Origin of the sequence: Rhizobium sp. M10 (assembly GCF_002531955.1) — a bacterium.
GTDB classification, from domain to species: Bacteria; Pseudomonadota; Alphaproteobacteria; order Rhizobiales; family Rhizobiaceae; genus Rhizobium; species Rhizobium etli_C.
In genome coordinates this window covers 206,021-232,389 of record NZ_NWTA01000005.1, presented here as the reverse complement: position 1 = coordinate 232,389, position 26,369 = coordinate 206,021, and the positions used below count along the sequence as shown (strand labels likewise).

The following is a 26,369-nucleotide window of genomic DNA, read 5'->3' as shown; positions in this document are numbered from 1 at the left end:
AACGAGCGGCGCCGGCGTTAAGGATAATATTTCGCTAAAAGACCACCATTCAGCTAGACTATTGACAGCTGCCCCGCTTCTGTCATGATCCTGTTAACGATTGTTAGCTTTCGTGATCGATGGAGGTTGAGGCATGTTCTTTCTCGGTGGGATGACCATGGGCTACCTCGATCCTCCCGTCAGAACCGAACGCAAGGAACAGATGACGGTCGCCATGCCTGCGGAAAAGGACCGGCGCCTGATCGAGACCTCCAACCCGCCGCAGAACGAGAACGCCGTCGAGCGCTCGTTGATCTGGGCATGGCGCACGCTCTGCTAACAGCCGGTTGAATTTTCTCTTCCGCTCCCTCTGGACGGAAATTTATCTCTACCTACCTGATAGAGAATAAGAAATATAACAGCGAGCCGCACAACCGGCCGCACGAGAACAACGGAGGCGACATATGGCAGAACTGGGTATTTCGCATACTCACGTGAACCACTATGGTTCCGTACCGACCAAGAAGCCGCACGCCACGCGTCACAGGCTTCAGGCGGTGCTCCATGGGACAATCTTCACCGCGGCATTCCTGTTTGTGGTGGCCATGGTCTTCGGCCTGGTCGGATAGTCGGCAGATAACAAGCCTCGGCAGGCGCCGAGGCTGCGGCGAGTGCCGCCCTTGTTGAATGCCGGACACCGTCTCGGCGTTTCAAGCCCCTTGATCATCCTTCTCCTTATCACGCGCTCGAAAAGGGCGCCGCCTCAAGCACTCGCGGCGCATTTTTGCTCCCGTTAATGCGTGTCGCCCGGAAGTGTGCCGCGGTTCCGGGACAACGACATGCATAAAAACAAAGAGCTAAAGCGCGTTGCGTGAATCAAATTTGATGCGACGCGCTTTAGGTCTGGCCGAGTTCAAGTCGACGCACGCCCCGGTCGGACCGTGAGCAGGCGAACAAGCCGCTCAAAGGACAGCCGAAGATCCGGAAAATCCTCCCTCTGCGCCTGCCTCGCCGCAACCAGGCGCCGGCATGCTCGCCATCCCCGCCGCGCAAGCGCATCGGTCAGGCGGCGCATGCCTCTTGACTTGAATTATTCCGATGGTGTCCAACTTTTCGACATGGTTTTGCGGAGAGTGTATTGATCGCCCTCGGGTCGTCCTGGACCAGGGCTGCGCCCGATTGCATCGCTTGCCAGACGTCATTCACCCCGGCTTCATCGATCTTCGACGAATCGGGGCCCGTTCATGTAGCAGTCATGATATGCAGTGCAAAAGGCTGAGCAAAACCAGCCATAACTTTGTTTGGATCCAGAACCGAACCCATGTCTATTGCCATTCTTTCTCCGAGCCTTCCCCGCGAACCCGAGATGAAGCAGATCGATCACAATGATTCGATCCGCTCGACCTATCTTTCCATCGAGGACATCAAGGCGATGGGCGATGCAGTCGCCCGTAACGGCGTCGACAAGCTGCCGGCTTTCGCCCCTTTCGATTTCTTCGCACGCCACAAGGAAAATCAGAAGGAAATCCTGCGCGTCTACCGCACGACGGCGACGGATGTCGAGGCCGGCGAGACGATCACGCCGGCGGCGGAATGGCTGCTGGACAACCATTATATCGTCGAAGAGGCAATTCAGGAGGTGCGGCGTGACTTCCCCCGCCGCTTCTACCGCGAATTGCCGACCATGTCTGTCGGCGGAGTCGAGATTCCGCGCACTCTGGTGCTTGCCTGGCTCTACGTCGCCCATACCCACAGCACGATCTCGCAGGAAAGCCTGACGGCGCTGGTCGACGGCTTCCAGGCCAACGAGACGCTGAGGATCGGTGAACTCTGGGCGCTGCCCTCGCTGGTGCGCTACGTGCTCGTCGAAAACCTTCGCCGTATTTCGAGCCGTGTCGAAGCCAGCCGCCGGCTGCGCCGCCGCGCCAACGAGGCCGCCGACGAGCTGGTGCGCCTGACCGATCCGGCCAGGGCGGCCGCCTATCTGAAGACGCTGGAACCGCTGGCCGAGGACAATACCTTCTCGACGCAGTTCCTCTATCGCCTGCGTGACGGCTCGCAGACCTCGAGCCTGGCGATCACCTGGCTCGACGAGCGGCTGGAAGAGCTTGGCCGCAACACCGAAGAGGCGACGACGGCCGAACACAGCCGTCTCTCCTCCGGCAACGTGACGATGGGCAACATCATCCGCAGCCTGCGCGAGATCGACGACACCGAATGGTCGGTCTGGGTCGAGCAGGTCAGCCATGTCGACAAGCTGCTCTGGGAACATTCGGATTACGGCATCCTCGATTCCGGCTCGCGCAACAAATACCGCAAGCAGATCGAGAAGCTCGCCAAGCGTTCGCCGCTGACCGAGATGGAAATCGCCCAGCTGGCGCTCGATATGACGGATGCCGCCAAGGCCTCCGGCGAGCCGCAGCCGCACGAACCGAATGTCGGCGGCTTCCTGTCCGGCGCGCAGCGGCCGAAGCTCGAGGCGCGGGCGAATTACCGCCCGACGGTCACCCAGCATTTCGTGCGCGCCGTGCGCCGGTTCAACTGGCTGGCAATTGCTGTTCCCGTCATGCTGCTGACTGTCATCGCCATGGCTGTTGTCGGCAACTTCATGGCGAATGCCGGCATGGGTCCGATCGAAATCGCCGTGCTGCTGATCATGTTCTCGCTGCCGGCATCGGAAGGAGCGACAGGTCTCTTCAACACGCTTCTTTCCTTCTTCGTGACGCCGGCGCGTCTCGTCGGCTACGAGTTCAAGGAGGGCATTCCGGAGGATGCACGCACGCTGCTCGTCGTGCCCTGCCTGATCTCGAACCGCGACAGCGTCGACGATCACGTGCGCAATCTCGAGGTCCACTATCTCGCCAATCCGCGTGGCGAGATCTATTTCGCGCTGCTCAGCGACTGGCCGGACAGCGATGTCGAGGAGACGCCCGCCGATCTCGAGGTTCTCGACTATGCAAGGCGCGAGATCGCCAATCTTTCCGCCCGCTATGCCTATGACGGCAAGACGCGTTTCTACCTGTTGCATCGCCGCCGTCTCTACAACGCCTCGGAAGGCGTCTGGATGGGCTGGGAGCGCAAACGCGGCAAGCTGCACGAGCTCAACATGCTGCTGCGCGGCGACCGCGACACGACCTATCTGCCGGGCGCCAATGCCGTGCCGGCCAATGTGCAATATGTCATGACGCTCGACGCCGACACGCGCCTGATGCGTGACGCCGTCACCAAGCTCGTCGGCAAGCTCTATCATCCGATCAACCGCCCGGTCATCAATCCGAAAACCGGCCGTGTCGAAAGCGGCTACGGCGTGCTGCAGCCGCGTGTCACGCCGTCGTTGACGACGGGCAAGGACGCCTCGGTCTTCCAGCGCGTCTTTTCGATCAACCGCGGCCTCGATCCTTATGTCTTCACCGTGTCCGACGTCTATCAGGATCTCGCCGGCGAGGGCACCTTCACCGGCAAGGGCCTCTACCATGTCGATGCCTTCGAAGCCTCGCTGAAGGGCCGGATCGACGAGAATTCCGTACTCAGCCACGATCTTCTCGAAGGTTCGATGGCGCGCTGCGCCCTCGTCACCGATCTCGAGCTGGTCGAGGATTTCCCGATCCGCTACGAGGTGGAGACCTCGCGCCAGCATCGCTGGGCGCGCGGCGACTGGCAGCTCCTGCCTTACATGTTCAATCCGAAATACGGCGTCACGGCCCTCGGCCGCTGGAAGATGTTCGACAATCTGCGCCGTTCGCTGACGCCGATCGCCTGGTTCTTCGCCTCGGTGCTCGGCTGGTATTTCATGGGTCCGCTCGGCGCGCTGGTCTGGCAGATTCTGCTGATCTTCTGCCTCTTCGTGGCGCCGACCCTGTCGCTCATCAACGGCATCATCCCGCGCACCAGCGATATCGTCGCCCGCGCCCATCTCTATACGGTCTGGTCGGATATCACGGCCGCCAATGCGCAGGTCGCATTGCGGATCGTCTTCATTGCCGATTCGGCCGCCATGATGGCGGATGCGATCGGCCGTTCGCTCTACCGCCTGTTCGTCAGCCGTAAGCTGATGCTGCAGTGGCGGACCGCCGCCAGCGTTCAGGCCGGCGGGCAAGGCACCCTCACCTCTTATTACAGGCAGATGTGGCATGCGCCTGTGCTGGCGCTGCTGGCGCTTGGTTTCGCAGCCCTTCCCGGCGACAACGCCTTCCTGGTCGGCATCCCCTTCGCGCTGCTGTGGATCCTCTCGCCTGTCGTCGCCTGGTATGTCAGCCAGTCGGCCGAAACCGAGGACCGGCTCGAAGTCGCCGACTCCGTGTCGAGCGAGCTGCGCAAGATCGCTCGGCGCACCTGGCGCTATTTCGAAACCTTCACCACGGCCGAGCAGAATTACCTGCCGCCGGACAATATCCAGGAAACGCCGCATGTCATCGTCGCGGCCCGCACCTCGCCGACCAATATCGGCGTCTATCTGCTTTCCGTCGTGTCCGGCCGGCATTTCGGCTGGTTCTCCTTCGAGGAGACGCTCGAGCGGTTGGAGCAGACGATTGCCACGATCGACAAAATGGAGAAATTCCGCGGCCACCTGTACAACTGGTATCACAGCGATACGCTGCAGACGCTCGGGCCGCGTTACGTCTCGGCGGTCGACAGCGGCAATCTCGCCGGCCACCTGATCGCCGTTTCTTCGGCCTGCCGCAACTGGGCCGAGGCGCCGTCGGCCCATATGCAGGGCAATCTCGACGGTGTCGGCGATACGGCAGGCATTTTGGGCGAAGTGCTGGCGGATCTGCCGGATGACCGCAAGACCGTGCGTCCGCTGCGCCGGCGCCTGGAAGAGCGCATTGTCGGCTTCCAGAACGCGCTTGCCGCCGTCAAGCGCGAGCACGAATTCGCCTCGATCCGCATCATCAACCTCGCCGTTCTCGCCCGCGACATCGAAAAGCTCGCCGCCAATCTCGACCACGAGGTCAAGTCGAAGCAGAGCGAAGAGGTCACCCAATGGGCGGCATCCCTCGTCAAGGTCTGCGAGGCGCATATCTCCGACAGCACCTTCGATCTTTCCAAGGTCGATGCGCTCCGGCCGCGGCTGGTGGCGCTGCGCGACAAGGCTCGCGATCTTGCCTTCTCGATGGATTTCGGCTTCCTGTTCCGGCCGGAGCGGCGCCTGCTGTCGATCGGCTACCGTGTCGAAAGCGGTGAACTCGACCAGGCCTGCTACGATCTTCTCGCGTCGGAATGCCGCCTGACCAGCCTGTTCGGCATCGCCAAGGGCGACCTGCCGACGGAGCACTGGTATCGCCTCGGCCGCCAGGTCGTGCCGGTGGGATCGCGCGGCGCGCTGGTCTCCTGGTCCGGTTCGATGTTCGAATATCTGATGCCACCGCTCGTCATGCAGGAGCGCGGCGGCGGCATTCTCAACCAGACCAACAATCTTGTTGTGGTCGAGCAGATGAACTACGCCCGCAAGCTCGGTATTCCGTGGGGCATTTCGGAAGCGGCCTTCAACGCCCGCGACCATAACCTCAACTATCAGTACACGAATTTCGGCGTGCCGACGCTCGGTCTCAAGCGTGGCCTCGGCCACAATGCCGTCATCGCGCCCTATGCTTCGCTGCTCGCCAGCCAGTACGACCCGCCGGGCGCGCTCGAAAACCTGCAGCGGCTGCGCAAGGTCGGCGCGCTCGGCAAGTTCGGCTTCCACGACGCGGTCGACTTCACGCCGACGCGCGTGCCGGAAGGCAAGAAATGCGCTGTGGTCTACAATTATTATGCCCACCATCACGGCATGTCGATCGCCGCCGTCGCCAACGTCGCCTTCAACGGCCATCTGCGCGAGCTCTTCCATTCCGACCCGGTCATCGAGGCGGCGGAGCTGCTGCTGCAGGAAAAGGCGCCGCGCGACATTCCTGTTATGAGCGGCAAGCATGAATCCGACACGCCGGCCAGCATCCAGGACGATCTGCTGCGGCCGGAGATCAGGAAGATCAGCGATCCGGCGTCGCGCGACCGCGAACTCGTGTTCCTGTCGAACGGCCACTACTCGCTGATGCTGACGGCGACGGGCGCCGGTTATTCCCGCTGGAACGGCCTCTCCGTTTCCCGCTGGAAGGCCGATCCGACCGAAGATCGCTGGGGCACCTTCATCTTCCTGCGTGATACCGCCACCAACGAATGGTGGTCGGCGACAGCAGAGCCGAAGGGCGTCGAGGGCGAAAAGATCAAGGTCGAGTTCGCCGACGAGAAGGCGCAGTTCACCAAGACGGTTGGTGATCTGACGAGCGAGGTAGAATGCATCATTGCGACCGAGCATGATGCCGAGGCCCGCCGTGTCACCCTGCTCAACATGGGCACGGAAGACCGTTTCATCGAGGTCACCTCCTATCTCGAACCTGTCATCACCTCGGATGATACCGACAACGCGCATCCGGCCTTCGCCCGCATGTTCGTCAAGACCGAGATCGGCAAGCGTGGCGACGTCATTCGCGCCGAACGCAACAAACGCGATCCGAACGAGCCGAACATCAGCATCGCGCATCTGATCGTCGACAATGCCGGCGACACCCGTCACACCGAATTCGAGACCGACCGGCGCAAGTTCATCGGCCGTGGCCGCAGCCTCGCCGATGCGGCGGCCTTCGATCCGGGCGCCACACTTTCCGGCAGCGACGGCTTCATGCTCGATCCCGTCATGTCGCTGCGCCGCACCGTGCGTGTGCCGGCCGGCAAAAAGGTCAGCGTGTTCTTCTGGACGATCGCCGCTCCAAACCGCGACGAGGTCGACAAGGCGGTCAATCGCTACCGTCATCCCGACGCCTTCAACCACGAGCTCGTCCAGGCCTGGACGCGCACCCAGGTGCAGATGCGGCACGTCGGCGTCACCTCGCAGCAGGCGGCAGCCTTCCAGCATCTCGGACGCTACCTCGTCTATCCCGACATGCAGCTGCGCAAGGATGAAGCGACCGTCGAGGCCGGCCTGCAGTCGCAATCGGCGCTGTGGCCTCTGGCGATCTCCGGCGATTTTCCGATTTTCACGTTGCGCGTCAACGACGACATGGATCTCGATATTGCCCGCGAGGCCCTGCTGGCGCAGGAATATCTGCGCTCGCGCGGCGTCACTGCCGATCTCATCATCATGAACGAACGTGCCTCTTCCTACGCACAGGACATGCAGCACGCGCTCGACGCCATGTGCGAGAACGTGCGCCGCATGGGCCAGGCCGACGGCTTGCGTCAGCATATCTTCGCGGTTCGAAAGGACCTGATGGAGGAGAGCACCTATCGTGCCGTGATCGCGGCTTCCCGCGTCACCCTGCATGCGAAGAACGGCAAGGTGATCGATCAGATCAACCGCGCCGTCGCCCTGTTTGCGCCCTCGAAGGATGAACTGCAGGAGATGGAGCGCGCCGAACGCAACAAGGTTCCGGTCAAGCGCGTCGCGCCGGTGCCGCCGCCTGTCGTGCCGGCCGTCGTCATCGAGGAGGAAGGCGATCTCGACTTCTGGAACGGCATCGGCGGCTTTGCCCGAGACGGTCGCGAATATGTCGTTCGCCTGCCCGGCGGTCATGCAACGCCCCAGCCCTGGATCAACGTCATTTCCAATGACAGGTTCGGCTTTCACGTGTCGGCCGAAGGCGCAGGCTTCACCTGGAGCGTCAATTCGCGCGACTACCAGTTGACCTCCTGGTCGAACGATGCCGTGGTCAACCGCTCAGGCGAGGCCTTCTATCTCGCCGATCTCGACAGCGGTGCTGTCATGACGCCGTTCGCGGCGTTGTCGCGCCGGCCGGACATTCGTTTCGAAGCCCGCCATGGGCTCGGCTATTCGGTCTTCTCGAGCGTCCAGCACGAGATCGCGCTTGAACTGACGCAGACGATCGCCCGCGACAAGCCGGTGAAGCTGCAGCGCCTGCGCCTGCGCAATACCGGCTCGACCGGCCGCAGGCTGCGGCTCTACGGTTACGTCGAATGGGTCCTCGGCAGCAATCCGGGACGCACGGCGCCCTTCATCCTGTCGAGCCACGATGAGGAGACAGGCGCGCTGTTCGCCACCAATCCCTACAGCATCGATTTTTCCAACCGAACCGCCTTCTTCGCGGCGAGCGAGACGCCTTCGAGCGTCTGCGCAAGCCGGCGCGAGTTCATCGGCAAGGCGGGAACGATCCAGGCGCCGCAGGCCGTTGCGTCAGCGGCTGCTCTTTCGGGTGCGACCGAACTCGACGGCGATCCGGCCGCGGCTCTGGCTATCGACATCGAGCTTAGCGCCGGCGAAGAGCGCGATTTCACCTTCTTCCTCGGCGATACGCCGACGGAAGAAGAAGCGCGCGCCGTCATCGCCGATATCCGCAAGGCTTCCTTCGACGATGCCGTCGAGGCAAACCGCAGCTTCTGGCGGGATTTCACCGGCAGGCTGCAGATCTCGACGCCGGATCGCGGGATGAACAATCTCATCAACACCTGGCTGCCCTATCAGAGCCTCGGCTGCCGGATCATGGCCCGCACCGCCTTCTACCAGGCAAGCGGCGCCTTTGGCTTCCGCGATCAGCTGCAGGACACGCTGGCCTTCCTGCTGCACGAACCCTCGATCGCCCGCCGGCAGATCCTGAACGCCGCCTCGCGCCAATTCCGCGAGGGCGACGTCCAGCATTGGTGGCTGCCGGGAACGGGTGCAGGCGTCCGCACGATGATCTCGGACGACGTCGTCTGGCTGAGCTATGCGATCCACCACTATTGCAGCGTCACCGGCGACAAGAGCGTGCTCGACGAGGAAATTGCCTTTCTGGAAGGTCCGGCGCTTCTCGAGGGACAGCACGACTCCTTCTACAAGCCGGAGATTTCCGAGGATAAGGCGAGCGTCTACGAACATGCGGCGCTGGCACTCGATCTCGCCATCGCCCGCAAGGGGACTAACGGCCTGCCGCTGTTCCTCGGCGGCGACTGGAACGACGGCATGAACCGCGTCGGCATCGCCGGCCGCGGCACCAGCGTCTGGCTCGGCTGGTTCCTGGCGGGCGCCTTGCGCTCCTTCATTCCCTATGCCGAAGAGCGCGGCGACAAGGCCCGCGCAAAGCGCTGGTCTGCACATCTCAAGGACTTGAAAAAAGCGCTCGAAACGGCGGGATGGGACGGCGGCTACTATCGCCGCGGCACGTTCGACGATGGCGCGCTGCTCGGTTCCAACGAAAGCCCGGAATGCCGGATCGATTCGATCGCGCAGTCCTGGAGCGTTCTGTCCGGCGAGGGCGACCCGGCCCGCGCCGTCAAGGCCATGGACGCCGTGCTCGATCAACTGGTCGACGAGGAAGCCCGCATCATCCGGCTGTTCACGCCGCCTTTCGTCAATTCCGCCAGGGATCCCGGTTATATCAAGGCTTATCCGCCGGGCGTGCGCGAAAACGGCGGCCAATATACCCATGCCGCGACCTGGGTGGTGATGGCGCTGGCGGAGCTCAAGCGGGGCGATGATGCACTGCGCTGCTTCCAGATCCTCAACCCGATCACCCATGCGCTCGACAAGGCTTCGGCCGAGCAATACCGGGTCGAACCCTATGTCGTGGCCGCCGACGTCTATGGACATGAGCCTTATACGGCGCGCGGCGGCTGGACCTGGTACACCGGCTCGGCCGGCTGGCTCTACCGGGCTGCCGTCGAGGGCATTCTCGGTATCCGCTTGAAAGACGGCCGGCTTTATGTGCGTCCGTCGCTCCCGTCGGAATGGGACGGTTTTGCGGCAGAGGTGGAGCGGGGCGACGGCAAATACCGCATTTCGGTCTCAAAAGCGTCCAATGCCAGCGGCTACACTCTGTCGATCAACGGCAGCGAAATCGCCGATCCCGAAGAGGGATATCCGCTCGGATAAAAGCGTTTCTCCACGCAGACATCACGGCGATTCGCGGACGGCCAAAAGGGAACCCTTTTGGCCGTCGTCGCGTTTGCAAATCGGATAACAGGAGACACCCCATGGCAAGCACGCTGACCGAAGCCATCGGCGCCGAGCGCAGTTCCCTATCCGTAGCTGCGCCAGGGCGCGATACACGGCTTGACGTGCTGCGTGGCCTCGCCCTGATCATGATCTTCATCAATCATGTTCCCGGGCAGTTCTTCGAATATGCCACGACGAAGAATTTCGGCTTCTCCGATGCCGCCGAGGCCTTCGTGCTGATATCGGGCATTGCCGTCGGCCTTGCCTACGGCTCCCGCTTTCAGCCGGGCAACCGGCTCAGAATGGCGATCAAGGCGGTAAAGCGAGCCTTCACGCTCTACCTCGCCCATATGATCACGACCTTCATGACGCTGGCGCTGTTCATCTGCGGCGCCTGGCTGTTCCACCGGCCCGGGCTGCTTGTCGAAATCAATATTCTGGCGGTCCTGATGAACCTCAAGGACGGCATTCCGGCGCTGCTCCTGCTCGGCCACCAGATCGGCTACAACAATATCCTGCCCATGTACGGGGCGTTGCTGCTGATGGTGCCCATCCTCCTTCTCCTGAACGAGCGAAGCCCGCTGCTGGCGCTTGCCGTCTCGGGCACGGTCTGGCTGCTCGCCGGCATTTATCAGGTGGCGCCGCACAACATGCTGATCGAGGGCTATTGGTTTCTCAATCCGCTGTCCTGGCAGTTCCTGTTTTCGATCGGTATCGTCTCGATCCTGCACATCAAGCGCGGCGGCCGGATCCCGCGGCATCCGCTATTGCTTGCGGTCGCCGCCGCTTACGTCGTGCTGTCCTTCGTCTGGGTGACAGGTCATCTCTGGATTTTCGGCAACTCGCTGGCAGCGCTCGGCCTGCCGCCTGTTATCACCGGTTTCGACAAGACCTTCCTGTCGCTGCCGCGGCTGCTGCATGTGCTGGCGCTGACCTATCTGATTATCAGCATCCCCGCATGCTCCCGCATCCTGCGGCGTCCCGCGGATCACCCGCTGACGATCCTCGGCCGCCATTCGCTCAACATCTTTGTCGCCGGCACGATCCTCGCCATGGTCGGCCAGGTGGTGCTCTACATCACCAACAAGGATCCGCTGGTCGGCCCGATCTTCGTCATCGCCGGCATTGCGACGCAATTCGCCTATGCCTACTATCTCGAGCACAAGCGTCAGCAGGGCAAGGTCAAGAGTAAGCTCGTCACCGAGGTTGCCGCCGTCCCGGTGCCCGTGCGGATCGGCGGAGCGGCAAACACCTATCGCCGCACCAATCGGAAATAGCAGCCAGCCTTGCCTTGATATAACTGAGCCGGCGGGCCATGCCCGCCGGCTCAGTTTTTGTGAACGAGGATATTCACCAGCCTGCCCAGCGGATCGCGGACATAAAAGCGCCCGACGCCCCAGGGCTCGTCCACCGGGCCGTATTCGATCGGAAAACCGGCGGCCGACATCGCCGCGAAAGCAGCATCCAGATCGTCGACTTCGATCGAGAGGTCCGGCACCGGTGTGCCGGAGCCGCCTTGGCTGGCGACGCTCACCTGAACGTTCATAGGCCTCGCGGCGCCGAAGGTGGTGATCCAGCCGTGATCCATGATGACGTCGAGACCGAGGATATCCTGATAGAACCGCCGCGCCGGCGTGATGTCGGGTGCCGCAATATTGGCGACGATGCGCAGGACCTTCATGGGCTTTCCTTCCGATGCTTGGACAAGGCGGAAGGTAGGAAGATCGGCAGGGTGGTCAATTGGAGTTTGGCTTGGAATGGCGGCGTGCGGCACCCCTCTGCCCGGCAGGGCAGAGGGGGGTGGCTCATGGTACACGGTTATTATGTGTCGTAGGTCCCGCCAAACAAAAAGGGCCGGAAGGAGCTATCCTTCCGGCCTTTGTTTTGAAACCCGACCGATCAGGCGGCTTCGGTGGCGTGGGCCTTGCGAACTTCGTCGTCCGTCAGGATACCGCTGGCGCGCAGCAGGGCGGCGAAGCGGCCGTTGCTGTGGCTAAGCTCGTCGAAGCTGCCCTGCTCGGCGACGCGGCCGTTGTCCAGGAAGAGCACCATATCGGCTTCGCGGACCGTCGACAGACGGTGGGCGATGATGAAGGTGGTACGGTTCTCACGCAGGTTGTCGATCGCCGCCTTGACGCGGGCTTCGGTCTCGACATCGAGCGCCGAGGTCGCCTCGTCGAGCACCAGGATCGGCGCGTCCTTGAGGATGGCGCGGGCGATTGCGATGCGCTGGCGCTCGCCGCCGGAGAGCTTGTTGCCGCGTTCGCCGACATGCGTATCGTAACGGTCCTTGCGGGTTTCGATGAAGTCGGCGGCGGCGGCGGCTTCGGCCGCACGGCGCATTTCCTCTTCGCTGGCACCCTCGCGGCCGAGGCGGATATTGTCGCTGATCGAGCGGTTCAGCAGGCCGGCATCCTGGAAGACGGTGGCGATATGGCGACGCAGCGACTTGCGGGTCACCTTGGTGATATCGGTGCCGTCGACGAGGATCTGGCCACCCTGCGGGTCGTAAACGCGCTGCAGCAGGTTGACCAGCGTCGTCTTGCCGGCGCCGGTCGGGCCGACGATGGCAACCGTCTGGCCGGCCTTCACCGAGAAGGAGACATTGTGCAGACCCTGCGAGCTGTTGCCGAAGCCGAAGGAGACGTCGCGGAATTCGACTGCACCCTTGACGCTCTTGATCTCGCCGTTGCCGGCCGGCTCTTCGCGTTCACGCACCGAATCTTCGAGCGTGTAGAAGTCCTGCAGCTTGGAACGGGCCTCGAAGATCTGCGTGGCGAATTGACGCATCAGGTCGAGGCGGGCAATCAGCAGGTTGGCAAAGCCGATGAAGGCAATGACGTCACCGACGCGCAGCTGGCCGGACTGAACGAGCATTGTGCCGATGATCAAGACAACCATCATCGCGATGGTCGAGGCCATCCGGTTCAGCGCACTGGCGATCGCCCACCAGTCGAGCACCGGATACTGGGCTTCCAGCAGCCGGTCGGCGAAGGATTTCAACGCCTTGGTTTCGGCTTCGATGCGGTTGTAGCTATGCAGAACCGACACGTTGCTGATCGAGTCGCTGACATGCGAGAAGACGGTATGGTAGTGGTTCTCGACCGAAGCCTGGCCATCCTTGGTGCGGCTCATGACCACACGACCGATCAGCCAGTAGGCAATGCCGAGCACGATCAGGACGGCCGACAGCCGCAGGTCCATCGATATTGCGGTCGGCACCAGCAGGGCAAGCGCGATGACCGTCGACAGATGGTTGCGCATGAATTCCAGCCAGAGGCCGAACAGCGTCTCGCAGGCGCGCAGCAGCGTATGCAGCGCGTTGGAGGTGCCGCGCTGGTGGTGCCAGGCGAGCGGCATGGAAATGATCCGGCCGAAAGCCTCCGTCAGCAACGTGGCCCGCCGCCCATGGGCAAGCCGGTCGGCTTCGCGCGACACCAGGACGAAGGCGATGGTGTTGAACACGGCGAAGCCCGCCCACATGAACAGGATGGGCTTGACTTCACCCTTGCCCGAGATCGCATCGATGATGCGACCGAACAGGATTGGTTCCGCAATGGTGATGGTCGCCAGAACAATATTGGCAATAACGACCAGGGATACGCGGAGCTTGTAGGCGCCAAGATAGCGCAGAGCTCTTGCATAGACCTTGAATAGCGACACGTCTAACCTCTTGTGCATCTGCGAAAAACGGGAATGGTGCGATGCTACGAAAGGCTACCTGAACCGGCGATTAACGGAGTATTCAGAGTTCATCCGAGGGTTAATCAACCTGAGCCGACTTTCGCGGCTTGCGGCTAATCCGAAGCGGCATCAACAACATAGAGCAGTGGATCGGGTGACGAGAACTCACATTTTTCGCCATCGGGGTCTAGCGCGAGAATTGCGGGCACCTTATATGCCGCAACAATTTGCGCTTGCATTTTAATAAATGTTTAGCACAGCATTAAATAGAGACTGCATTTTTTGAAGAAGACCGTTCCGCGACCAAGGTGAGAATGCCGCCAACGGCCTCGATGCGGACTTGTGGTCCGGACAAAGGGCGTTTTTTGTGAAAATTAATTCGTTAATTCAATTGCTTGTCATTTTGGAAGAATGCTCCGATCCGGATGCCGTCGTCGCCGAGCTCGAGCAGGTCCTCCACCTTTCCGGCTTCGAGTATTACGGTCTGCTGCGCCATTTGCAGCAAAGTCCGGCGCAGCAGGAACTGCGGGCCGCGCCGCTCGCCGGCCGCTGGCCGGAACAATGGCTGCAGATATATGCCGCGAAAAAATATGTCCGGATCGATCCGATGGTGCGCTATCTCACCCACGCACAACGGCCGTTCCGCTGGCGGGAGAGTATGGCGGCGTTCAACGGCGACGCACATCGGCGCCGCATGGAGCAGATGATGGTCGATGCCTTCGGCCACGGATTGGAGGACGGCTATCTCTTTCCGATCCACGGGCGCAACGGCATTCTGGGCAGCCTCAGTCTCGGCGGCAGACCGATCGACTTGTCGCCGGTGGAGATCGCCTTGCTCGAGGCCGTGGCGCGCAAGACCTTCTGGCGTTTGCTCGAGCTGACAGGCGAGGCCGAGGCGCTGGAGACGCTGCTGCCGTCTGAGACGCCGCTGACGCGGCGCGAGATGGAAATCCTGCACTATCTCGCCGACGGCATGACGTCGATGGAGATCAGCAAGATGCTGAAGATCTCGAACCACACCGTCGATTGGTATATGAACGGGCTGCAGAACAAGCTGAAGGCGAAGAACAGGCAACAGGCGGTGGCGCTTGCCTTCCGCCATGGCCTGATAAGCTGAGCTTTTCCTTATCCATTTCGCCAAAATCGCTGCATACTGCCAGTCGACATGTCTCGTATGGCGAGAAAGTGCGTTTCGCAGTCGCAAGAGAAATTGAACTTCCTGTGACAAGAAGTTAAGAATTTTCTTCGCGGGTGCAGCATGCCCGCGTCTGAACGACGGAGGAGACCGTTTTGCCCATTTCCAAGATACTCGTTGCCAATCGCTCTGAAATAGCCATTCGCGTGTTCCGCGCGGCCAACGAGCTTGGAATAAAAACGGTGGCGATCTGGGCGGAAGAGGACAAGCTGGCGCTGCATCGCTTCAAGGCGGATGAGAGCTATCAGGTCGGACGCGGTCCGCATCTTGCCCGCGATCTCGGGCCGATCGAAAGCTATCTGTCGATCGACGAGGTGATCCGGGTCGCCAAGCTTTCGGGCGCCGATGCCATTCACCCCGGTTACGGCCTCTTGTCGGAAAGCCCTGAGTTCGTCGATGCCTGCAACAAGGCCGGTATCATTTTCATCGGCCCGAAGGGCGATACGATGCGCCAGCTCGGCAACAAGGTGGCGGCGCGCAATCTGGCGATCTCGGTCGGCGTGCCCGTCGTGCCGGCAACCGAACCGTTGCCGGACGATATCGCCGAAGTGGCGAAGATGGCCGAAGAGATCGGTTATCCCGTGATGCTGAAGGCTTCCTGGGGCGGCGGCGGGCGCGGCATGCGCGCGATCCGTGATCCGAAGGATCTCGCCCGTGAGGTGACGGAGGCCAAGCGCGAGGCGATGGCGGCCTTCGGCAAGGACGAGGTCTATCTGGAAAAGCTGGTCGAGCGCGCCCGCCATGTCGAGAGCCAGGTCCTCGGCGACACGCACGGCAATGTCGTGCATCTCTTCGAGCGCGACTGCTCGATCCAGCGCCGCAACCAGAAGGTCGTCGAGCGCGCGCCGGCACCTTATCTTTCCGAGGCGCAGCGCCAGGAGCTCGCCGCCTATTCGCTGAAGATCGCAGCGGCGACCAATTATATCGGCGCCGGCACCGTCGAATATCTGATGGATGCCGATACCGGCAAATTCTACTTCATCGAGGTCAACCCGCGCATCCAGGTCGAGCATACGGTGACCGAAGTCGTCACCGGCATCGATATCGTCAAGGCGCAGATCCATATCCTTGACGGGGCTGCGATCGGCACACCGGAATCGGGCGTTCCCGCCCAGGCCGACATCCGTCTCAACGGCCATGCGCTGCAGTGCCGCATCACCACCGAAGATCCGGAACACAACTTCATTCCGGATTACGGCCGCATCACCGCCTATCGCTCCGCTTCCGGCTTCGGCATCCGTCTCGACGGCGGCACCTCCTATTCCGGCGCCATCATTACCCGCTATTACGATCCGCTGCTCGTCAAGGTAACGGCCTGGGCGCCGAATCCGTCCGAAGCGATTTCCCGCATGGACCGCGCGCTGCGCGAATTCCGCATCCGCGGTGTGGCGACCAACCTGACCTTCCTCGAAGCGATCATCGGCCACCCGAAATTCCGCGACAACAGCTATACCACCCGCTTCATCGACACGACGCCGGAGCTCTTCCAGCAGGTCAAGCGCCAGGATCGCGCGACGAAGCTCTTGACCTATCTCGCCGACGTCACCGTCAACGGCCATCCCGAAGCCAAGGACCGGCCGAAGCCGCTTGCCAACGCCGCCAAGCCGGTGGTGCCCTATGCCAACGGCAACGGTGTCAAGGACGGCACGAAGCAGCTGCTCGACACGCTCGGCCCGAAGAAGTTCGGCGAATGGATGCGCAACGAGAAGCGCGTGCTTCTGACCGATACGACGATGCGCGACGGCCATCAATCGCTGCTCGCCACCCGCATGCGCACCTATGACATCGCCCGGATCGCCGGCACCTATGCGCATGCGCTGCCGAACCTCTTGTCGCTCGAATGCTGGGGCGGCGCGACCTTCGACGTCTCGATGCGCTTCCTCACCGAAGATCCGTGGGAGCGGCTGGCGCTGATCCGCGAGGGCGCGCCGAACCTGCTCCTGCAGATGCTGCTGCGCGGCGCCAATGGCGTCGGCTACACCAACTATCCCGACAATGTCGTCAAATATTTCGTCCGCCAGGCGGCCCGGGGCGGCATCGATCTCTTCCGCGTCTTCGACTGCCTGAACTGGGTCGAGAACATGCGGGTATCGATGGATGCGATCGCCGAGGAGAACAAACTCTGCGAGGCGGCGATCTGCTATACCGGCGATATCCTGAATTCCGCCCGCCCGAAATACGACCTGAAATACTATACCGATCTTGCCGTCGAACTGGAGAAGGCCGGCGCCCATATCATCGCAGTCAAGGATATGGCGGGTCTCTTGAAGCCGGCGGCGGCGAAGGTGCTGTTTAAGGCGCTGCGCGAGGCGACCGGCCTGCCGATCCACTTCCACACGCACGACACGTCGGGCATTGCGGCCGCGACCGTTCTTGCCGCCGTCGAAGCCGGCGTCGATGCCGTCGATGCGGCGATGGATGCGCTGTCCGGCAATACCTCGCAGCCCTGTCTCGGCTCGATCGTCGAGGCGCTTTCCGGCTCCGAGCGCGATCCCGGCCTCGATCCGGAATGGATCCGCCGCATCTCCTTCTATTGGGAAGCGGTGCGCAACCAGTATGCCGCCTTCGAAAGCGACCTCAAGGGGCCGGCCTCGGAAGTCTATCTGCATGAAATGCCGGGCGGCCAGTTCACCAACCTCAAGGAGCAGGCCCGCTCGCTGGGGCTGGAGACACGCTGGCACCAGGTGGCGCAGGCCTATGCCGACGCCAACCAGATGTTCGGCGATATCGTCAAGGTGACGCCCTCCTCCAAGGTGGTCGGCGACATGGCGCTGATGATGGTCAGCCAGGACCTGACGGTCGCCGACGTCGTCAGCCCCGAGCGCGAAGTCTCCTTCCCGGAATCGGTGGTCTCGATGCTGAAGGGCGATCTCGGCCAGCCGCCGTCGGGATGGCCGGCAGCGCTGCAGAAGAAGGCGCTGAAGGGCGAAAAGCCCTATACGGTGCGTCCCGGCTCGCTGCTGAACGAAGCCGATCTCGATGCCGAGCGCAAGGTCATCGAGACCAAGCTGGAGCGCCAGGTCAGCGATTTCGAGTTCGCCTCCTACTTGATGTATCCGAAGGTCTTCACCGACTTTGCGCTCGCCTCCGATACCTATGGCCCGGTCTCGGTGCTGCCCACGCCGTCTTATTTCTACGGGCTGGCCGATGGCGACGAGCTGTTTGCCGATATCGAAAAGGGCAAGACGCTCGTCATCGTCAATCAGGCGATGAGCGCCACCGACAGCCAGGGCATGGTCACCGTCTTCTTCGAGCTCAACGGCCAGCCGCGCCGCATCAAGGTGCCGGATCGGGCCCATGGGGCAACGGGTGCGGCCGTGCGCCGCAAGGCCGAACCCGGCAATGCCGCTCATGTCGGTGCGCCGATGCCCGGCGTCATCAGCCGCGTCTTCGCCTCGTCCGGCCAGGCTGTCAGCGCCGGTGACGTGCTCGTCTCCATCGAGGCGATGAAGATGGAAACGGCGATCCATGCGGAAAAGGATGGAACCATTGCCGAAATCCTCGTCAAGGCCGGCGACCAGATCGATGCCAAGGACCTGCTTGTCGTCTATGCCGGTTGAGGCTTGTGCAGGTGGCCGGCCGCTTCGGCCAATCACCCGATTGTGTGTGACCGGGCTGTCGGAAAGCTGATTTTTCGAAGCGTTTACGGCCTCCTCGCCTTGCCCGGCGAGGAGGCTTTCTCATAGACTTGAGGTCGTATTATCCGCCCCAAGACCAACCAGGAAATCGTCTCCATGAGCAAGTTGAAGATTGCCGTCATCGTCGGCAGCACGCGTATTGGCCGTTTCGCCGAACATCCGGCCAAGTGGATCGCCGGGCTCGTCGGCCCGCGCGCCGATCTCGAATGTGAGGTTCTCGATCTTCTCGACTATCCCATGCATTTCTTCGGCGAAGAGCGCGCAACGACGGCGGAAAGCGACGCCGCCGAGCGCTGGAAGAAGAAGCTGCGCGAATTCGACGGCTTCATTTTCACCGCCGCCGAGTACAATCATGGGCCGACGGCGGTTCTGAAAAATGCCATCGATCTCGGCGAGTTCATCCAGAAGCCGGTCGGCTTCGTCGGCTATGGCGGCGTTGGCGGGGCGCGGGCCGTCGAGCAACTTCGCCTGATCTTCGTCGAAATGAGCGCAGCTTCGGTCAAGACCGGCGTTCACATTGCCTTCAGCGAATATCTTGCCGTTCTCAAGGACGGCAAGCAGCTTGGGGACTACGCGCATCTCAACGAAGCCGCCAAGAACATGCTCGACCAGCTGACCTGGTGGGGCAACGCCTTGAAGGCCGCGCGCGCCGTCGTCACGGCCGCTTGATCGAAGTGCCGGCGGTGCCGGGGCGATAGCCCGGCACCGTTTAAATATCGTAGGTATGCGCCGCGTTGATCGTCGAGATGAACCGCTTGGTGCGTTCGCGCTCCGGCGCGGTGAAGATCGCTCTGGCGCTGCCCGTTTCCACCACACTGCCGGCTTCCAGGAAGACGACGTCATTGGCGATCTTGGAGGCAAGCCGCAGATCATGGGTCGCCATCACCATGGTCGTGCCTTCCCGGGCCAACTGGCCCAGCACATCGACCACTTCCGCCGAGAGTTCCGGATCGAGCGCCGAGGTCGGCTCGTCGCACAGAAGCACGCGCGGCGACGGCGCCAGCGCCCGGGCGATCGCCACGCGCTGTTGCTGGCCGCCCGATAATGTCGAGGGCCAGGCATCGGCCTTGTGCGCCATGCCGACCTTGGTCAAGAGTTCCGTGGCGCGTTCGCGGGCTTTCTCCTTCGGCCATTTCAGCACCGTGACCAGCCCTTCCATGACATTCTCGATCGCGGTTTGATGCGGGAAGAGCTGGAAGTTCTGGAAGACCATGCCGGTCTGGCGGCGGATTTTCTGAATCGCCTGCCAGCCGACGCGTTTGCCGGGCGCGAAGGAAAGCTCTGCCTCGCCGAGGCGGATTGCACCTGATGTCGGGATTTCGAGCAGGTTGATACAGCGCAGCAGCGTGCTTTTGCCGCCGCCTGAGGGTCCGACCAGCGCGGTGACGCTGCCCTCGGGGATGCGAATGCTGATATCCTTCAGGATGATGGCGTCGCCGAAGCGCTTTTCGATGTTGGAAAGCTCGATCATGCATTTGCCTCCAGCATGCCGCCATATCGCGCGAAGCGGCGTTCCAGCCGCACCTGCAGCTGCGAGAGGATGGAGCTCAGGACAAGATAGATCAGCGCCGCCTCGATATAGAGGATCAGCGGCTCATAGGTGGTGGCGACAATGCGCTGCGCGGCCTGGAAGAGCTCCGGCACGGTGATGGCGGCGGCAAGCGACGTGTCCTTCACCAGCGAGATGAAGGTATTCGACAGCGGTGGCACGGCGACGCGGCCGGCCTGCGGCAGGATGGTGCGGCTCATCGCCTGACGCCAGCTCATACCGATCGAATAGGCCGCTTCCCATTGGCCCTTGGGCACCGAGGAGATGACGGCGCGGATGATCTCGGAGCTGTAAGCGCCGATATTCAGGGTAAAGCCGATGAGGGCGGCGGGAAAGGCATCGAGCAGGATGCCGATGCTCGGCAGGCCGTAGAAGATCACGAAGAGCTGCACGAGCAGCGGTGTGCCGCGGATGACCCAGACATAGAAACGGGCGACGATCGCGACCGGTGCGGGACCGAAGAGGCGGGCGATCGCGGTGATCAGGCCGAGGATCAGGCCGAAGCTGAAGGACAGCAGCGTGAGGGGGATGGTGAAGATCAGCCCCGCCCAGAGGAGCGAGGGGAGCGATTCCGCCATCAATTGGAGCCAGTGCTGCAAGGGCGTTCCTTCTCATCGGTTGGGTGGTGATATCTCGAATACCCCTCCCCAACCCCTTCCCACAAGGGGGAGGGCTTGGATGCCGCTCCCGACGCTTTCCACTTCATCGTTTCATCCGCAGGAAGGCTGCTGTTTTCTGCAAGCGGATGCTGCGAGTTAGCCCTCCCCTTGTGGGGAGGGGTTGGGAGGGGACTTTTTCCCTCGAGCTTACTTCGATACGTCCTGGCCGAAATATTTGTCGGCGATCTTCTTGTACGTACCGTCCGCCTTGATGTCGGCGAGCGCCTTGTTGATTTCGGCGAGCAGTTCCGGCTCGCCCTTGCGGATGATGATGCCGGAGTAATCGGCATTTTCCTGCTCTGCGGCAATCTTCACCGGCGCGTCCGGCTTGTGCTTCTTGAAATCGAGGAAGGAGAGGCTGTCGTTGATCGTCGCATCGGCGCGCTTGGTCAGCACGAGTTGGATCGACTGGTCGAAACCGTCGGTGCCGACGAGTTCTGCGCCGGCTTCGGTCGCGAGCTTGCCGAAGTTGCTGGTCAGCGACTGGGCGGATTTCTTGCCCTTCAGATCGGCGAAGGTCTTGATGCTGTCGTCGCCGTCGCGGACGATCAGCACCGCCTTGGAAGCGATATAGGGTTCGGAGAAATCATACTTCTGCTTGCGGGCTTCGGTGATGCCGACCTGGTTGATGACGGTGTCGTAGCGCTTGGCGTCGAGGCCGGCGATCAGGCCATCCCACTTGCCTTCGACGAATTCGGCCTTGACGCCGAGCTTTGCGGCGATCGCTTCGCCGATCTCGACGTCGAAGCCGACGAGCTTGCCGCTTTCGTCATGATAGGTGAAGGGCGCATAGGTGCCTTCGGTGCCGATCTTGAAGACGCCGGCCGATTTGATGGCGGCAAGGTTTTCGCCGGCATGGGCGGGCAGGAGGGCAGCAGCCTGAATGAGGGCAGCGGCGGCGACGGTTTTCAACCAGTTCATTGTTCTATCCATCCTTGGGAGGTTGTGATCGGATGCGGCATAGTTCGCAGAAAACTAGGGCGTCGGAAGCGAAGAAAACTGCGAATAAAAGCAGCAAGTGCAAATATTTTTCTCAAGCGGCCGACCGGGCCTCGAATTGCCGGGAACCAGGCAATTTTGCCCTTCGTTGGTGGGGCTTTGTTTCAATAGGTCAGAAAACGTGTGGCGGTGCATGTTGCATGCACGGTCGTAAGCGTTTATGCACGTTTCACACCATTCAACTTTCGATCTGGTAGAAACATGCAGGACTTTCTGTTGCGAGAGCGCCAAGGTGTGATTTCCGAGAGGCTGCGGCTGAACGGCCGCGTGCTGGCGGCGGAACTTGCGCTCGAATTCGGCGTCTCCGAAGATACGGTGCGGCGCGACCTTCGCGAGATGGCGGCGGCGGGACTCTGCGAGCGGGTCTATGGCGGCGCCTTGCCGGTCGCGCCGGCCTATGGAAGCCTGACGCAGCGCATCGGCCTTGCCGCCGACCGGAAGCAGGCACTGGCGCGGGCCGCGGCAAAGCAGATCGCCGCCGGTTTGACGGTGTTCTTCGACGCCGGCAGCACCAATCTGGCGATTGCCAATGCCTTGCCGGCCGAACTCGAACTGACGGCTGCGACCAATGCGCCGGCGATCGCCGCGGTGCTGATCGACAAGCCCGCCGTCAACGTCATCCTGATCGGGGGCATGGTGGATCGGCAGACCGGCGGGGCGCTCGGCGCCAAGGCGCTGCGGGATATGGAACAGATATCGCCGGATCTCTGCATTCTCGGCGCCTGCGGCGTCGATCTCGAGGCCGGCATCACCGCGTTCGGCTTCGAGGATGCGGAGTTCAAACGGTTTGCCACGTCGAAAAGCAGAAAAGTTCTGGTGGCCGTGACCTCGGAAAAATTCGGCACCGCTGCGCCCCACAGCATCCTGCCGATGACGCATTGCGAATGCCTGGTTGTCGAGCACGATGCCGACCCGGCCGTCCTTGCCGGCTACCGCGAACGCGGCTGCAGGACCGTCATCGCCGAGCAAACGAACTGAGACCGCTGTCATAGAGTTTAGGGAAACCGGGCGCGCAAACCCGGCAAAGAGGAAAGACCGAGAAATGGACAGTCATGTGAGTGCACCGCGGGGAGCCCGGAGCGGCTTCATTACCAGAAACAGGGCGGCGGTTTCCCTGCTCTTTCTCATGAATGGCTTCGTCGTCGGCTGCTGGGCGCCGAAGATCCCGGATTTTGCCGAGCGTCTTGGGCTGAGCAAGTTCGAGCTCGGGCTTATGATCATCGTCTTCGGTGTCGGCTCGCTGGTCATGATGCCGATCGCCGGCGCGCAGATCGCAAAACACGGCTCGCGTGTCGTCGTTCGGGCAACCGCCGTTTGCGTGCTGCCGCTGCTCCTGGCTTTGACGCTCGCCCCGAACGTGATCACCGCGGCTATCTCGCTCTTCCTGTTCGGCGGCTTCATCGGGGCCATGGACGTGGCGATGAATGCCAACGCGGTCTCTGTCGAAAAATCCATGCGCCGCGCCATCATGTCGTCCTGCCACGCCTTCTGGAGCCTCGGCGGGTTGATCGGCTCCGGTCTCGGCGGCATTGTCATCGCCAAGCTCGGCATTCTCGGCCATGCGCAACTGGCGACCGTACTGGCGGCGATCTTCGTTGCCGTCGCCTGGCCGATGATCCTTGCGGATCCGCCCCATCCCGATGCCAAGAAGGAGAAGACGAGACTGCCGATGGTACCGCTGCCGTGGCTGCTCGGCTTGATGGCGCTGTTCTCCATGGTGCCCGAAGGCGCGGTTCTGGATTGGGGCGCGCTTTACCTCCGGCAGGAAATGAATGCGTCGGTCGCCCTTTCGGGTCTCGGTTTCGCAGCCTTTTCGGCGACCATGGCGACCATGCGCTTTGCCGGCGATCTGGTGCGCGATCGTCTCGGAGGCGTCAAGACGCTACGCATCTGCACGCTCTTTGCCATTGTCGGCATGTTGCTTGCTGGCCTTGCGCCGGACGCCGAGATCGCCATCCTGGGTTTTGCCCTTTGCGGCATCGGCATTTCCAACATGGTGCCGATCGCTTTCTCGGCGGCAGGTAATATTCCCGGCCTCAAACCCGGCATCGGCATCTCCGTCGTCACGACGATGGGCTATTCCGGCATGCTCGTCGCGCCGTCGCTGATCGGTTTCGTTGCTGAACATATCGGATTTGCCGTGGTCTTTATGGCGCTGCCGGTGCTGCTGCTGTTCGTTCTCGCGTTTTCGAAGCTGGCCCATTATGCCGACGGAGTTTCCGGGGGCGGCCATTGAGCCGCCTCCAAACAAAAGTGATATAGGGGGCGGTTGACAAGAAAGCGGTCATGATCCACCTGAAAGGCACCATTTCTAAAGCGCGGCGCAATCTTTTCAGATTCGCTTGCCGCGCTTTAGATCTTTGTTTTACGCATGTCGTTATCGCAAAACCGCTGCGCACTGCGCGACATGCTTAGGGGTGCAAGAGCTTTCAATGTTGTCAGCCGCCGATTTTGATCCGAAACCGCGCCGCGCTTCCGTTGCCGTCGATGTCGGCGGCGTCATCGTCGGCGGCGGCGCACCGATCGTCGTGCAATCCATGACGAACACCGATACGGCCGATATCGACTCGACCGTCGCCCAGGTCGCGGCCCTCCACCGGGCAGGCTCGGAGCTGGTCCGCATCACCGTCGACCGCGACGAGAGTGCGGCTGCCGTGCCGAAGATCCGCGAGCGGCTGCTGCGGCTCGGCATGGACGTGCCGCTGATCGGCGACTTCCATTATATCGGTCACAAGCTGCTCGCCGATCACCCGGCCTGCGCCGAGGCCCTGGCGAAATACCGCATCAATCCCGGCAATGTCGGTTTCAAGGACAAGAAGGACAAGCAGTTCGCCGAGATCATCGAGATGGCGATCCGCTACGACAAGCCGGTGCGCATCGGCGTCAACTGGGGCTCGCTCGATCAGGATCTGTTGACGGCGCTGATGGACCAGAATGCTGAAGCCGGTTCACCGCTTTCGGCCCGGCAGGTGACGCGCGAGGCGATCGTGCAGTCGGCGCTGCTTTCGGCGGCTCTTGCCGAGGAAATCGGCCTGCGGCGCAACCGCATCATCCTCTCGGCCAAGGTCAGCCAGGTGCAGGATCTGATCGCCGTCAATTCCATGCTCGCCGAGCGCTCCAACCATGCGCTGCATCTCGGCCTCACCGAAGCCGGCATGGGCAGCAAGGGCATCGTCGCCTCGTCGGCGGCGATGGGCTTCGTGCTGCAGCATGGCATCGGCGATACGATCCGCGTGTCACTGACGCCGGAGCCGAACGGCGACCGTACGCGTGAAGTCCAGGTGGCGCAGGAAATCCTGCAGGTCATGGGCTTCCGCCAATTCGTGCCTGTTGTTGCCGCCTGTCCGGGCTGCGGACGCACGACGTCAACGGTGTTTCAGGAACTGGCCCAGAACATCCAGAACGATATCCGCAAGAACATGCCGGTCTGGCGCGAGAAATATCCCGGCGTCGAGGCGCTGAATGTCGCCGTCATGGGCTGCATCGTCAACGGACCGGGCGAAAGCAAACACGCCGATATCGGCATTTCCCTTCCCGGCACCGGCGAGACGCCGGCCGCGCCCGTTTTCATCGACGGCAAGAAGGCGCTGACGCTGCGCGGCCCCAATATCGCTGCCGATTTCGAAGCACTTGTCGTCGATTATATCGAGAAGCGCTTCGGCCAGCGGACAGCGGCGGAATGAAGACCGGCGTGTTTGGATGAGCCGGTACTGGTCTCCCATTGTCAGCAAGCTTCGGCCCTATGTCGCGGGGGAGCAACCCCGCATTCCCGGCCTGATCAAGCTTAACACCAACGAGAATCCCTACGGGCCTTCTCCCAGGGCGCTCGAGGCGATCGGGCAGGCGGCGGACGATCGTCTGCGGCTCTATCCCGACCCGACTGCGACGGAATTGCGCGAGGCGATCGCCGCCCGTTTCGGTCTGGCAGCAGATGAAGTCTTCGTCGGCAACGGCTCCGACGAGGTGCTCGCTCATACGTTTCAGGCGCTGCTGAAACACGAGCTGCCGCTTCTCTATCCGGATGTCAGCTATCCGTTCTATCCAGCCTATAGCCTGCTATACGACGTCGAAACCATCGAAGTGCCTGTCGACGACAGGTTCCGGATCCGGCCGGCGGATTACGACAGGCCGTGCGGCGCGATCCTCATCCCCAATCCGAATGCGCCGACCGGCATCGGCCTGCCGCTTGCCGACATAGAGGCGCTTGTCGCCGCCCATCCGGATGCGGTCGTGGCGATCGACGAGGCCTATGTCGATTTCGGCGGTGAAAGCGCTGTCCCGCTCATTTCCAAATATCCCAATCTGCTTGTCATTCAGACCTTGTCGAAATCCCGCTCGCTTGCCGGTCTGCGCGTCGGTTTTGCGCTGGGGCAGCGGGAGCTGATCGAGGCGCTGGTGCGCGTCAAGGACAGCTTCAACTCCTATCCGCTCGATCGCCTGGCGCAGGTCGCCGCGACGGCGGCGATCAAGGACGAGGCGTGGTTCGAGACGTGCCGGAAGAAGCTCATCGCCAGCCGGGACGGTCTCGTCCGGGAACTCGAAGCGCTGGATTTCCACGTGCTGCCGTCTCAGGCGAATTTCGTTTTCGCAAGGCACGCAAGCCGGCCGGGCGCCGCGCTTCAAGCGGCTCTGCGCGAGCGCGGCGTCCTCGTCCGGCATTTCGCCAAGCCGCGCATTTCGGAATTCCTGCGCATCAGCATCGGCACAGACGAGGAATGCGCCTGTCTGGTGTCCGCTCTCAAGGAAATATTGGCGGCCTGAT

Annotated in this window: 16 protein-coding genes; 11 read left to right on the top strand and 5 right to left on the bottom strand. The window is 62.1% G+C overall.

Annotated features, from left to right (window positions below):
• Positions 1-133: 133 nt before the first annotated feature.
• The 4 genes from CO671_RS10610 to opgC all read left to right on the top strand — a co-directional run bounded on the left by CO671_RS10610 (position 134) and on the right by opgC (position 11,160).
• Positions 134-319, top strand: a complete 186-nt coding sequence (locus CO671_RS10610) for a hypothetical protein (protein WP_097605877.1) — start codon at positions 134-136, stop codon at positions 317-319.
• 124 nt (positions 320-443) lie between these two features.
• Entirely contained in the window at positions 444-608 is a 165-nt protein-coding gene (locus CO671_RS33700; RefSeq protein ID WP_012485575.1) for a hypothetical protein, read from the top strand.
• A gap of 692 nt (positions 609-1,300) precedes the next feature.
• Entirely contained in the window at positions 1,301-9,820 is an 8,520-nt protein-coding gene (locus CO671_RS10605; RefSeq protein WP_097605876.1) for a glucoamylase family protein, read from the top strand.
• A 101-nt stretch (positions 9,821-9,921) separates the two neighbouring features.
• Complete coding sequence (gene opgC, locus CO671_RS10600; protein ID WP_097605875.1) at positions 9,922-11,160, top strand: OpgC domain-containing protein; 1,239 nt, start codon at positions 9,922-9,924, stop codon at positions 11,158-11,160.
• 50 nt (positions 11,161-11,210) lie between these two features.
• Here opgC and CO671_RS10595 read toward each other — a convergent pair whose 3' ends face one another.
• Both CO671_RS10595 and CO671_RS10590 read right to left on the bottom strand, forming a co-directional pair.
• A complete protein-coding gene (locus tag CO671_RS10595; protein WP_097605874.1) occupies positions 11,211-11,564 on the bottom strand; it encodes a VOC family protein in 354 nt (117 codons plus the stop codon).
• 218 nt (positions 11,565-11,782) lie between these two features.
• Positions 11,783-13,546, bottom strand: a complete 1,764-nt coding sequence (locus CO671_RS10590) for a glucan ABC transporter ATP-binding protein/ permease (protein ID WP_064683884.1) — start codon at positions 13,544-13,546, stop codon at positions 11,783-11,785.
• A gap of 388 nt (positions 13,547-13,934) precedes the next feature.
• Here CO671_RS10590 and CO671_RS10585 point away from each other — a divergent pair, with 388 nt between their 5' ends.
• From CO671_RS10585 to CO671_RS10575, 3 genes are all read left to right on the top strand, one after another.
• Positions 13,935-14,684, top strand: a complete 750-nt coding sequence (locus tag CO671_RS10585; RefSeq protein ID WP_097605997.1) for a LuxR family transcriptional regulator — start codon at positions 13,935-13,937, stop codon at positions 14,682-14,684.
• Between the two features lie 173 nt (positions 14,685-14,857).
• Positions 14,858-18,322, top strand: a complete 3,465-nt coding sequence (pyc, locus tag CO671_RS10580; RefSeq protein WP_097605873.1) for a pyruvate carboxylase — start codon at positions 14,858-14,860, stop codon at positions 18,320-18,322.
• 174 nt (positions 18,323-18,496) lie between these two features.
• The gene (locus CO671_RS10575) at positions 18,497-19,069 is read left to right on the top strand and encodes an NAD(P)H-dependent oxidoreductase (RefSeq protein WP_097605872.1); all 573 of its coding nucleotides are present in this window, start codon (positions 18,497-18,499) and stop codon (positions 19,067-19,069) included.
• Positions 19,070-19,109: 40 nt separating this feature from the next.
• On the opposite strand, the gene CO671_RS10570 is transcribed toward CO671_RS10575, so the two are convergent.
• From CO671_RS10570 to CO671_RS10560, 3 genes are all read right to left on the bottom strand, one after another.
• A complete protein-coding gene (locus CO671_RS10570; protein WP_096762083.1) occupies positions 19,110-19,871 on the bottom strand; it encodes an amino acid ABC transporter ATP-binding protein in 762 nt (253 codons plus the stop codon).
• Complete coding sequence (locus tag CO671_RS10565) at positions 19,868-20,548, bottom strand: amino acid ABC transporter permease (protein WP_097583229.1); 681 nt, start codon at positions 20,546-20,548, stop codon at positions 19,868-19,870. Before CO671_RS10565 ends, CO671_RS10570 begins: the two co-directional genes overlap by 4 nt.
• 207 nt (positions 20,549-20,755) lie before the next feature.
• Positions 20,756-21,529: an amino acid ABC transporter substrate-binding protein gene (locus tag CO671_RS10560; RefSeq protein WP_038691934.1), complete on the bottom strand. Its 774-nt coding sequence runs from the start codon at positions 21,527-21,529 to the stop codon at positions 20,756-20,758.
• 279 nt (positions 21,530-21,808) lie between these two features.
• Here CO671_RS10560 and CO671_RS10555 point away from each other — a divergent pair, with 279 nt between their 5' ends.
• From CO671_RS10555 to hisC, 4 genes are all read left to right on the top strand, one after another.
• On the top strand, positions 21,809-22,585 hold the full coding sequence (locus CO671_RS10555; RefSeq protein ID WP_097605871.1) for a DeoR/GlpR family DNA-binding transcription regulator: 777 nt from the start codon (positions 21,809-21,811) through the stop codon (positions 22,583-22,585).
• A 64-nt stretch (positions 22,586-22,649) separates the two neighbouring features.
• Positions 22,650-23,843, top strand: coding sequence for an MFS transporter (locus CO671_RS10550; protein ID WP_097605870.1), 1,194 nt, complete (start codon positions 22,650-22,652; stop codon positions 23,841-23,843).
• 196 nt (positions 23,844-24,039) lie between these two features.
• Positions 24,040-25,290, top strand: coding sequence for a flavodoxin-dependent (E)-4-hydroxy-3-methylbut-2-enyl-diphosphate synthase (gene ispG / locus CO671_RS10545; RefSeq protein WP_097605869.1), 1,251 nt, complete (start codon positions 24,040-24,042; stop codon positions 25,288-25,290).
• A 16-nt stretch (positions 25,291-25,306) separates the two neighbouring features.
• Entirely contained in the window at positions 25,307-26,368 is a 1,062-nt protein-coding gene (hisC, locus tag CO671_RS10540) for a histidinol-phosphate transaminase (RefSeq protein WP_097605868.1), read from the top strand.
• Position 26,369 lies beyond the last annotated feature (1 nt).